Source organism: Providencia sp. (assembly GCF_003533305.1).
GTDB lineage: Bacteria > Pseudomonadota > Gammaproteobacteria > Enterobacterales > Enterobacteriaceae > Providencia.
The window spans coordinates 389,986-400,741 of the sequence record NZ_DOEH01000023.1 but is presented as its reverse complement, the minus strand read 5'-3'; the positions used below and the strand labels follow the sequence as shown (position 1 = coordinate 400,741).

General features: G+C 39.4%; 11 protein-coding genes. 2 read left to right on the top strand and 9 right to left on the bottom strand.

Annotated features, from left to right (window positions below):
• Positions 1-207: 207 nt before the first annotated feature.
• The gene (dinB, locus tag DD649_RS16190; protein WP_336430961.1) at positions 208-1,263 is read right to left on the bottom strand and encodes a DNA polymerase IV; all 1,056 of its coding nucleotides are present in this window, start codon (positions 1,261-1,263) and stop codon (positions 208-210) included.
• A 376-nt stretch (positions 1,264-1,639) separates the two neighbouring features.
• Here dinB and DD649_RS16185 point away from each other — a divergent pair, with 376 nt between their 5' ends.
• Together DD649_RS16185 and DD649_RS16180 are read left to right on the top strand one after the other, a co-directional pair.
• Positions 1,640-2,551 (top strand): glycerophosphodiester phosphodiesterase family protein, encoded by a 912-nt coding sequence (locus tag DD649_RS16185; RefSeq protein ID WP_294108822.1) that lies wholly within the window; start codon positions 1,640-1,642, stop codon positions 2,549-2,551.
• A 195-nt stretch (positions 2,552-2,746) separates the two neighbouring features.
• Complete coding sequence (locus DD649_RS16180; protein ID WP_294108820.1) at positions 2,747-3,106, top strand: hypothetical protein; 360 nt, start codon at positions 2,747-2,749, stop codon at positions 3,104-3,106.
• Positions 3,107-3,165: 59 nt separating this feature from the next.
• Here DD649_RS16180 and nqrM read toward each other — a convergent pair whose 3' ends face one another.
• From nqrM to DD649_RS16140, 8 genes are all read right to left on the bottom strand, one after another.
• A complete protein-coding gene (gene nqrM / locus DD649_RS16175) occupies positions 3,166-3,393 on the bottom strand; it encodes a (Na+)-NQR maturation NqrM (RefSeq protein ID WP_294108818.1) in 228 nt (75 codons plus the stop codon).
• Between the two features lie 12 nt (positions 3,394-3,405).
• Positions 3,406-4,440: an FAD:protein FMN transferase gene (locus tag DD649_RS16170; protein ID WP_294108816.1), complete on the bottom strand. Its 1,035-nt coding sequence runs from the start codon at positions 4,438-4,440 to the stop codon at positions 3,406-3,408.
• A gap of 233 nt (positions 4,441-4,673) precedes the next feature.
• A complete protein-coding gene (gene nqrF, locus DD649_RS16165) occupies positions 4,674-5,900 on the bottom strand; it encodes an NADH:ubiquinone reductase (Na(+)-transporting) subunit F (RefSeq protein ID WP_294108814.1) in 1,227 nt (408 codons plus the stop codon).
• A gap of 15 nt (positions 5,901-5,915) precedes the next feature.
• A complete protein-coding gene (nqrE, locus tag DD649_RS16160) occupies positions 5,916-6,512 on the bottom strand; it encodes an NADH:ubiquinone reductase (Na(+)-transporting) subunit E (RefSeq protein WP_294108812.1) in 597 nt (198 codons plus the stop codon).
• A gap of 4 nt (positions 6,513-6,516) precedes the next feature.
• On the bottom strand, positions 6,517-7,146 hold the full coding sequence (locus DD649_RS16155; RefSeq protein ID WP_294108810.1) for an NADH:ubiquinone reductase (Na(+)-transporting) subunit D: 630 nt from the start codon (positions 7,144-7,146) through the stop codon (positions 6,517-6,519).
• Complete coding sequence (locus DD649_RS16150) at positions 7,139-7,933, bottom strand: Na(+)-translocating NADH-quinone reductase subunit C (RefSeq protein ID WP_336430960.1); 795 nt, start codon at positions 7,931-7,933, stop codon at positions 7,139-7,141. Before DD649_RS16150 ends, DD649_RS16155 begins: the two co-directional genes overlap by 8 nt.
• Positions 7,926-9,164 carry an NADH:ubiquinone reductase (Na(+)-transporting) subunit B gene (locus DD649_RS16145; RefSeq protein ID WP_294108807.1) on the bottom strand — a complete coding sequence of 413 codons (1,239 nt, stop codon included), beginning with the start codon at positions 9,162-9,164 and terminating at the stop codon, positions 7,926-7,928. The genes DD649_RS16150 and DD649_RS16145 overlap by 8 nt, the downstream gene beginning before the upstream one ends.
• 4 nt (positions 9,165-9,168) lie before the next feature.
• Positions 9,169-10,512: a Na(+)-translocating NADH-quinone reductase subunit A gene (locus tag DD649_RS16140; protein ID WP_294108806.1), complete on the bottom strand. Its 1,344-nt coding sequence runs from the start codon at positions 10,510-10,512 to the stop codon at positions 9,169-9,171.
• Positions 10,513-10,756: the final 244 nt, after the last annotated feature.

The window sequence follows — 10,756 nt, the reverse complement described above, 5'->3', positions numbered from 1 at the left end:
AATTTTGAATTTTGAATTTTGAAATATTATCCAAAATAATTTGAGTCACAGCTAGGCGGCGAGCAAAGATATCTTGGGGAGCATACATAAGTATGTGACCCGAGTAGCTGAGCGAAGCCAACAACGCTGTGGCTCAAAGTATGAAGGATAAAGAGAATACATAAGTATGTGACCCGAGTAGCTAAGCGAAGCCAACAACGTTATAGCTCAAAGTATGAAGGATAATTGCTGTTCGAGCTGAGGACTTATCAACATAACATGCAACCCCACTAGCCGGACTCCCCTACCTTTCCGACGATTTTCCCAAACTTGTTTTGCAATTTGAACTAAATCTGATTTATCAAGTATTGGATAAACATGCTCTTGTGTTGTTTGTTGAAAATCAGCGAATTTAAATTTCACACCTTGGCGAGCAATACGTAAGTCTGGTTTTACTTTTGCTAAGCGCAATTGCAGTTCATCGTATAGCTTATCCAACAACAATAAACATTCCTCCCACTGATGAATATCTTGCGCTAATGTGCGCTCTACCCCAACCGATTTACGTAATCTATCAGGATTCACTGGGCGCTCATCGATAGCATGACAACGCTCCCATAATGATTGTCCAAATTTACCCATGTTTTTAATTAATGCGATTACGTCATATTTTTGGACGTCGGCACAGGTATGTAATCCCATATCTGCTAATTTTTGAGCCGTGACTTTGCCTACTCCGGGGATCTTTTTAAGTGACAATGTTAAAACAAACTCAGCCATATCTTGCGGTTTAATCACGTATTGACCGTTCGGTTTATTCAGATCAGATGCGATTTTTGCCAAAAATTTTATCGGTGCAATACCCGCAGATGCGGTGAGTTGTAATTCATCAAAAATTTGTTGACGAATAGCTTCTGCGATTAAGGTTGCTGAGCCATGTAATTGTTGGCAATCAGTAACATCTAAGTAAGCTTCATCAAGGGAAAGAGGTTCAATTAAGTCAGTGTAACGTGCGAAAATTTGCTGAATACGGACAGATGTCTCTTTATATAACGACATTCGCCCTGAAACAACTTTAAGATGAGGACAAAGTCGTAACGCAATCGCCGTGGACATAGCACTATGCACACCAAAGCGCCGCGCTTCATAATTTGCCGTACAGATAACCCCTCGACGATCCGCACTTCCTCCCACAGCGACAGGCACATTGCGTAAAGAGGGATCATCACGCATTTCTATCGCTGCATAAAAGCAGTCCATATCAATATGAATAATTTTACGCATAATACACTCACACCATAAAATACTGATTAAATATACAGTATAGTTATGAAACATTCAATTATATACATGCCTCATTGTGTGATGACGTTTGAAATATTCAGTCACGCACTTATTCATACGATTGAAATATATTACTGCCAGAATCTACGATTTCCATATGTATATAGTGCCTGTACATCAATGCATTCTAGCAATTAGCTTAAACTTCACCCATATAATTTGATGAGAAGAGCCATTAAAAAATCGTATTACAATTGCAAGTTAGTCTTAATTTCATGAAGAACTACTTACAAATGACAAAAAAAGTATTACAACAACAATTCATTAAAATTAACACAACATATTGATATAATTAACATCATAGGAAATACACACAATGAATAAATTAACACCACGTATAAAAAAAGGAATGGTTATCAGTCTATTTCTTCTTGCTAGTCACAGTGCATTCGCACAAAACCCACAAATTGTGGCACACCGAGCCGGAACTGCTGATGCCCCAGAAAATACCCTTTATGCAATTAACTTAGCAAAAGATAATAAAGCCAATGCGATTTGGCTCACCGTACAACTCAGTAAAGATGATCAGCTGGTGCTGTATCGACCAAGTGACTTAGATGCGCTAACCAATAAAAAAGGGCCAATTTCAAATTATTCTGCCGAACAACTCAGCCAAATAAGCGCAGCTCACCAATTTAATCAAAAAAATAACTTACAGTTACCCGCTCAAGAAACAACCATTACTACTTTAGAAACTATCTTAAAAAAATATCCAGATACACCTTTTTATATCGATTTGAAATCTCCAGATGCAGATCCTGATATCCAAGCAAAAGCGATATTTTCATTATTAAATAAAACCAATGCATTTAATCAGGTTCGCTTCTATTCCACTAATAACGATTTCATTAAAGCATTGCCAAAGATTTCGGCAAAAATTAATACCTTTGAAAGCCGTGATGATACCCGTACCCTATTAGCAAATAGTGTAATGAACCATCAGTGCCCCGTCGCAGCTGAACAATCTACCACTCAAGATACGCAATCCGTTCGTTGGTATGGCTTTGAATTACACCGCAAAGTCGAAGTTGTTGAGAAATACACTTTAGGTGAAGCCCGTTCTCCTGCAACACTGTCTTGGGATAAAGAAGCGGTTGATTGTTTTAGAAAAACAGGGAACGCCTATATTATTTTATTTGGTGTAAACAATGCCAGTGACTATCAATTAGCTAAAGAAATTGGTGCAGATGCAGTGATGGTTGACTCACCGAAGGCCTTCAAACAGTAGTTTATTAACTGGCTTAAGCTAATTTATGTAATAACAAAATTATATTGTTACCCGCTATAGATTAATTAAGCCATTTTTATTTCATAACGCATTTCAATGAATACTTTGTTGTTAGCAAATGATAATCAATATTAATTACACCCTAAGATATTGATGTGATAATTAATTACATCTAATAATCAAAGGGCTAAATTTATGTCTACATCACTTGGGCAAATCTCGATTGAGAATTTTTGGAATGAAGATTTAAAGAAAGTCGAAATTTTTTATCAACGAGGTTCTAATATCATCGAGAACGTTTTTGTTCTTTATAATTTGGCAGATAAAAGAACTATTAAGGATATCCATACCTTTAGCTTTGATTTAAAAGACAAAATGGCATGGAAAGCAAAAATAGTCACTAAAGATGGGCAGTTTTGGAGTAGTGGGGATTATCTGCCTTGTCAAATTCAGGATAACGACAATGGCAAAGTAACCATTAATTTTAACGGGAATTCAAAGCAGATGTCTATTATTTACCCTACATCTGGTTCTTGTTCGAAAGAAATGTATTAGATATTAATAAATATAAGCATACCCATATTCCATAAGTATGCTTACCGAGAAATATCACTTTAAATAATTCTATGTTTATCTAACATTTTTTGCCGTGCTTCTTCACGCGCCATCCGTTTTTTACGTGCATCACAAGGCTCTGGGCAATCGCATACTTTCTCAACACCAATGCTGCTTAGCCCACCGCAACTCCCTTGAATACTTTTACGCTTAATAATATATCCAAGTGACATACCTAAAAATGCCAATAAAAATAAGACAAAGGCTGCAATAAAGGTATTTAGCATTCCTTTCTCCTCCTATTTACTGTCTTTCTTTAAGAATGGTTCGAATGCTTTAGTATAACGCTCTTCAAACCCTTTATCCGTCTTAACAATCATAAAAACAGGAATATTCATTTTTTCGGCAAGTGCAAAACCTACATCTGGACCTAACACATTCAGCCCTGTCGATAACCCATCAGCGCTCATGCAATTATCGGCAAGCACAGTAATCGAAACGAGGTTATGAACAATTGGTTTGCCTGTTTTTGGATCAATTGTATGTGAGAAGCGAACACCGTCTTGCTCAAAATAATTACGGTAATCACCAGAAGTCGCAATAGACAGATTTCCTGGTTCGATGATTTCTTGTGCAGTTTGGCTTACGCCATCAGTAGAGGGCTTTTCAATTGCAATCCGCCAAAGTGCATCTTTACCATTATGGCCTTTAGTGCGAACTTCTCCACCGATATCAACCATATAATCATTGATATTAAGTGATTCTAAATACTCAGCAACAACATCAACACCATAACCTTTAGCTATTGATGACAAATCTACATAGAGCTCAGGTATGGTTTTAATTAGGTTATTATCCTGTACAGACAGTTTTTCAATACCAACCCATGCCCGACGCTTTTCTAACTCTTCATCTGTAGGTGCTTTTGTTACGCGTCCTTCCGGTCCAAATCCCCATAAATTCACTAAAGGGCCGACCGTCACATCTAAAGAACCATCGGTTAACTTATTAATTTCAATCGCTTTTGAGACGACTTTAGCCGTTGCTGCGGAAACAGGAAAAGGTACGTTGACCGTTTTTGATTGATTAAAACGACTTAGCTCAGAATCAGGTCTGTATGTTGACATTTGGTCATTAACTTCTTCCAAACGCTTATCAATTTCCGATTGAATCGCTTCAGTTGAATGTTCTGACGAATCAGAGACATACTTAACAGAATAATAAGTCCCCATTGTTTGTCCCTGAATATTTTGCTGTTCAGGTCCACCGCAGGCGGTTAAAAATAAAGTTGCTGCAAATAACAGTATTGGGGCGATCATCTTTCTGTTTAGCATAATTTTCTCTGCTTCAATCGTAAATGTTCACATTTGTGGACACTTAGACTATTAACAATATCAACATTTTTACAAATAAAGAGAATGTTTCAGTCAAAATAAATAAAAAATCAATTCACTGATTTTCGGTCTTTAATCTTAAAGAGGGGAAAAACATGTTTTCCCCTCTTTGTTTCAGATTTTACTGCCACTATACATGAACAATCAATGCAACTTACTTAGCGTTAGTAGTATTAGCCACCAAAATCATCCAGTAAGATATTATCATCTTCAACACCAAGGTCTTTTAACATCTTGATGACCGCAGCATTCATCATTGGAGGTCCACACATATAGAACTCACAATCTTCTGGCGCTGGGTGATCTTTGAGGTAATTTTCATACAGGACATTATGAATAAATCCAGTATAGCCAGTCCAATTATCTTCTGGTAAAGCATCGGAAAGTGCAACATTCCATGTGAAATTTTCATGTTCCGCTGCTAATTGATCAAAATCTTCGGTGTAGAACATTTCACGTTTAGAACGAGCCCCATACCAGAAACTAATCTTACGTTTAGTATTTAAACGACGAAGTTGATCAAAAATATGAGAACGCATAGGTGCCATACCGGCGCCACCACCCACAAAAATCATCTCAGCATCAGTCTCTTTTGCAAAAAACTCACCAAATGGACCTGAGATAGTGACCTTATCACCTGGTTTTAGTGACCAAATATAAGAGGACATAATGCCTGGTGGAACATCGGGATTACGCGGCGGGGGTGTTGCAATACGCACGTTCAACAAGATAATGCCATGTTCGTCTGGGTAGTTTGCCATAGAGTAAGCACGTACTGTTGGCTCTTTCACTTCAGAAACATAGCGGAATAAATTAAATTTATCCCAATCTTCACGGTACTCTAATGGCACATCAAAATCTGAGTATTTCACTACGTGTGCAGGGCATTCAATTTGAATAAAGCCCCCCGCACGAAATGGTACCACTTCCCCATCAGGAATTTTCAGTTTCAATTCTTTAATGAAAGTGGCTTTATTATCATTAGAGATAACTTCACATTCCCACTTTTTAACCCCAAAAATTTCTTCAGGTAATTCAATTTTTAAGTCTTGCTTGACGTTAACTTGACAAGCTAAGCGGCAACCTTCTTTCGCTTCACGTTTGTTAATATGTGAAAGCTCGGTTGGAAGAATATCACCACCACCTTCTTTAATAACTACGCGACACTGGCCACATGAACCGCCACCACCACAAGCCGATGAAACAAAGATACCTTGGTTTGACAGCATACCTAGCAGCTTATCCCCTGCTGGCGCATCAAAACTTTTCTCTGGGTCACCGTTTACTTCAACCTTAATGTTCCCTGTATTGACAAGTTTAGATTTTGCAAACAGGATCAAACCTGTCAAAACCAAAACTATCAGGGTGAACATCACTACACCTAGAATAATAATTTCCATGAATTCTTCTCGCCTTTATAGCTGCACGCCGGAGAAGGACATAAAGCCCAATGCCATTAAACCGGTCGTCACAAAGGTGATGCCTAAACCTTTTAGACCCGCTGGGATATCTGAATATTTCATTTTTTCACGAATTGCGGCCATTAATACAATCGCCAACATCCAGCCAATACCTGAACCAAAGCCATACACGATGGATTCGCTAAAGTTATAATCACGCTGGGCCATGAAAGATACACCACCAAAAATTGCACAGTTAACGGTAATCAACGGTAAGAAGATACCCAATGCGTTGTACAGTGATGGGAAATAGCGATCCAAAATCATTTCGAGAATTTGAACCAGTGCTGCAATCACCCCGATAAAGGTAATGAAATTTAAAAATGATAAATCCACTCCTTCAACTAAAGCACCATCGCGCAATACTAAATTAAGCACGAGGTTATTTGCAGGCACAGAGATACCTAAAACGACAGTAACTGCAATTCCAAGACCAAAAGCTGTTTTGACATTTTTCGATACCGCAAGGAATGTACACATACCTAAAAAGAACGCTAATGCCATGTTTTCAATGAATATGGCTTTAACAAACAAGCTAATATAATGTTCCATCAGGTTAATCCTTCTCTATCTGAGCTGGTCTCAAGGTTCGTAATCCCCAAATCAGCATGCCGATGATAAAGAACGCACTTGGCGCTAAAAGGAACAAGCCGTTCGGCATGTACCAACCACCATTTTGCAGCGATTCAAATACCGTGATACCAAACAGTTTTCCTGAGCCAAATAACTCACGCAAGAAACCCACTAAAACTAAAATAACGCCATAACCAAGGCCGTTACCGATACCATCCATAAAGCTTTCAATAGGTGGCGCTTTCATTGCATAAGCTTCAGCGCGTCCCATAACGATACAGTTGGTGATAATCAAACCAACAAAGACAGAAAGCTGTTTTGATATCTCATAGGCATAAGCGCGTAGAATTTGGTCAACAACAATTACCAGTGAAGCAATAATTGCCATTTGTACGATAATCCGCACACTACTTGGAATATAATTTCTAATCAGTGAGATAAAAAAGTTAGAGAACGCAGTAACCAAGGTTACAGCGATAGTCATAACCAGTGCGGTTTCCATCTTAGTGGTAACAGCTAATGCAGAACACACACCTAAAACCTGTAATGCAATTGGGTTATTATCAAATAACGGCCCAAGTAGGACGCGTTTTACTTCTTTTGAATCAGCCATTATTCAGCGCTCCTTCTCGTACTTTTTTCAGGAACGGACCAAAGCCGTTATCACCCATCCAGAAATCAAATGTGTGTTGAATTCCGTTTGATGTCAGCGTTGCACCTGAAAGACCATCAATACCATATGGGCTATCGGTTGTACCACTACGCACGATTTTAATCGCAGGCATACCTTGTTCGTTGAACAATTTTTTACCTGGCCATTGTGCTATCCATTGTTTGTTATCAACTTCACCACCTAGGCCCGGTGTTTCACCATGTGCATAGTAAGTAATACCGCGAGATGTCACGCCATCAATATCCACTGCTACAAATGCGTACATCACCGACCATAAACCTGAACCATATACTGGCAAAATGATTTGAGAAACTTTACCCGCTTCATCTTTAACCAGATAAATTTCAGCGCTTTTTGCACGACGACGAATTTTAGCAATATCCTCAGCAGGTGAAAGTGCAATACTGGTTTCATCACTGCGTAACTCATTGTTCAAATCATATCGGCTAGTGCTATCGGATAACTCATTAGTTTTAAAATTCAGAAGTTTAGGTGTAATACGTTCACGATAAACTTGTTGAATTTCGTCAACAGTCATATTTGGTTTCAACAAACCCGCAACACTCAAAATATTACGTTGTGTATCTAACAAGATTTGTTCTTGTTGTTGAGGTTTTAACCCAACAGCAGCACCGGCTACCACGACAGAACATACTAGACATAAAATGAAAACGACTAGAAATGTTCTTCCGATACCATCTTTATTGTTTGGTTTTTCATTAGCCACGGGCTTTTCTCCGCTTAATATTTGCTTGAACGACCATATAGTCAAACAGAGGAGCAAACAGATTGGCGAACAGGATTGCTAGCATCATTCCTTCTGGATAGGCTGGATTCGCAACCCTGATAAGCACGCACATTACACCGATCAAAATACCGTATGCCCATTTACCTTTATCTGTAAATGATGCAGAAACGGGGTCTGTCGCCATAAAAATCATACCAAATGCAAAGCCGCCTAAAACCATATGCCACCACCATTGCATAGCAAATAATGGATTGGTGTCTGAACCGATTAGATTGAACAAGTAAGACATGGCAATCATGCCTAACATCACTCCAGCAACGATACGCCAAGAAGCAATACGGAAGAAAATAATAAGTGCACCGCCAATGAAAATCATCAATGTCGAGACTTCACCAATAGAACCCGGCATGTTACCTAGAAATGCTTGCATCCAAGTAATGGGTTCACCTGTCACCGTGTTCATCAGCGCATGTTCACCGCCAGTTGCCCACTGTGATAATGGAGTTGCACCCGAAAAACCGTCAGCCGCAGTCCAAACCAAGTCACCTGAAATCTGTGCAGGATAAGCAAAGAAAAGGAAAGCTCGGCCTGCCAAAGCAGGGTTTAAGAAATTGCGCCCTGTTCCACCAAAAATTTCTTTCGCAACCACAACACCAAATGTTATCCCTAACGCCGCCTGCCATAATGGAATGGTTGGTGGAACAATTAGCGCAAATAATATTGAGGAAATAAAGAAGCCTTCGTTGATTTCATGCCCACGGATCATGGCAAATAAAACTTCCCAGAACCCTCCAACAAGAAAGACAACTAGATAGACAGGAAGAAAATACACTGCACCAAGCAGCATTTTACTTCCCCAGCCCGCATCAGGCGTCAATGATGCACCTAAAAATTGAGCAACACTGTAATGCCAATCACCGGCAAGCACTTGCTGCAACTCAACGCCACTATATAGGTGATGTAATGCAGGAATAGCTTGGTTACCAACGTTATACATTCCCCAAAACATCGCAGGGAATACGGCAAGCCAAACTAAAATCATCATACGCTTCAGGTCAATGGTGTCACGAACGTGAGAACGACCCTTAGTAACAGTTCCCGGCGTGTAAAAAACGGTCGAAACAGCTTCAAACAACGCATAGTATTTCTCTAACTTTCCACCGGGTTCAAAATGGTGCTCATACTTTTCAAATAAATTTTTCAGACCCATGGAATTACCCTTCTAGCTCAATCTTAGTCAGAACGTCACGAAGTACTGGACCATATTCATATTTGGCCGGGCATACATACGTACTTAGCCCTAAGTCCTCTTCATCCAACTCCAGACAACCCAACTCTTGAGATGTGTCCGTATCCCCAACAAGGAGATCACGTAGCAGATGGGTGATCATGATATCGAGTGGCATAACACGCTCATAATTACCAATTGGTACCATTGAACGCTCACCGCCATTCATTGTTGTGGTGAAATTAAAGCGCTTATTTTTGAGAAAATGCCCAATAGTCGTGCGTGTAATCGTAAATTTATCCGCACCCGGCATGATCCAACCAAATAGTTCCTTATCACGGCCTTCAGATAAAACAGAGACTTGATTATGAAAACGGCCAAGATAATGATGCGTTTCATCACAGGTAACCCCCCAAAGCACGGAACCGGAAATAATACGGTTTTCCCCATCTTTAAGCTGACCTTTGGTGAGTTCATACAGATCTGCACCTAAACAAGTGCGCAGTAAACGAGGCTTTTCAACCTGCGGTCCTGCTAAAGAAATAACTCTATCTGTATAAAGATACCCAGTAATGAATAACTTACCTATCGCGATAACATCTTGATAATTAAGACTCCATACTTTTTTCTTGATACTCACAGGCTCAAGAAAATGAATATGTGTTCCCGCTAAACCCGCCGGATGTGGACCGACAAACTGCGTATAGCTAATTTGTGAACTCGAAGTAACTTTTGGTAATTCTCCCATTCCATGACAAACATGAACTTTACCTTCAGTTAAACGACTAAGCACCACCAGCCCATCATTAAATGCTTGTTCATTTTCACGAATAACAATCATCGGATCTGCCGCGAGAGGATTTGTATCCATCGCTGTCACAAAAATAGCAGCAGGTGATGAGCCCGGCTGTGGAGAGCGACTAAATGGACGCGTTCGTAAAGATGTCCACAAACCTGACTTTAAAAGATTTTCTTCAACCTTTGTACTTTCTATCGTTGCAAGTTCATCTCGATTATAAGCAGTAAAAGTTTCTTGCTCATCCCCATCGATTTCAATAACGACAGATTGAAGAACTCGACGCTCACCGCGATGAATAGCAACAACTTTACCGCAGGCTGGACTCGTGAACATCACGCCTGGATTCTTTTTATCTTCAAAAAGAATCTGTCCTTTTATGACACGCTCACCTTCTTTAACCAGCATCGAAGGACGCATTCCGACATATTCTTCACCTAGCAAAGCTACGTGTTGAATTTTCGGGCCGTCTTCTATCACTTGGGCTGGCTCACCTGCAATAGGAAGGTTGAGGCCTTTTTTAATTTTAATCATAAGATCTGCACAAGTTTATTAGTTAAACCCTATGCTAACGATTCAACAATGAATGATAGCGACTCATTAATAAAAACAACTCAAGTCACGTTAATGACTTAAGCACGTAATTCTCAAATATTTTTACTCAAGTTTCTTATTTCGCCGGTCGTAATTTTATCAGTTCCCTTGACCTATGTCCGGTTATAGAAGTGACATAGTTCAAGCAAATCGTAATAACATTTGAAATATATTTTTAACAACT

What these genes read in the sequence shown, in the direction of transcription:
- DD649_RS16185 (WP_294108822.1), top strand. Translation starts at nt 1,640, where the DNA reads ATGAATAAATTAACACCACGTATAAAAAAAGGAATGGTTATCAGTCTA.
- DD649_RS16155 (WP_294108810.1), bottom strand. Translation starts at nt 7,146, where the DNA reads ATGGCTGATTCAAAAGAAGTAAAACGCGTCCTACTTGGGCCGTTATTT.
- DD649_RS16180 (WP_294108820.1), top strand. Translation starts at nt 2,747, where the DNA reads ATGTCTACATCACTTGGGCAAATCTCGATTGAGAATTTTTGGAATGAA.
- nqrM (WP_294108818.1), bottom strand. Translation starts at nt 3,393, where the DNA reads ATGCTAAATACCTTTATTGCAGCCTTTGTCTTATTTTTATTGGCATTT.
- DD649_RS16145 (WP_294108807.1), bottom strand. Translation starts at nt 9,164, where the DNA reads ATGGGTCTGAAAAATTTATTTGAAAAGTATGAGCACCATTTTGAACCC.
- nqrF (WP_294108814.1), bottom strand. Translation starts at nt 5,900, where the DNA reads ATGGAAATTATTATTCTAGGTGTAGTGATGTTCACCCTGATAGTTTTG.
- DD649_RS16140 (WP_294108806.1), bottom strand. Translation starts at nt 10,512, where the DNA reads ATGATTAAAATTAAAAAAGGCCTCAACCTTCCTATTGCAGGTGAGCCA.
- dinB (WP_336430961.1), bottom strand. Translation starts at nt 1,263, where the DNA reads ATGCGTAAAATTATTCATATTGATATGGACTGCTTTTATGCAGCGATA.
- nqrE (WP_294108812.1), bottom strand. Translation starts at nt 6,512, where the DNA reads ATGGAACATTATATTAGCTTGTTTGTTAAAGCCATATTCATTGAAAAC.
- DD649_RS16170 (WP_294108816.1), bottom strand. Translation starts at nt 4,440, where the DNA reads ATGCTAAACAGAAAGATGATCGCCCCAATACTGTTATTTGCAGCAACT.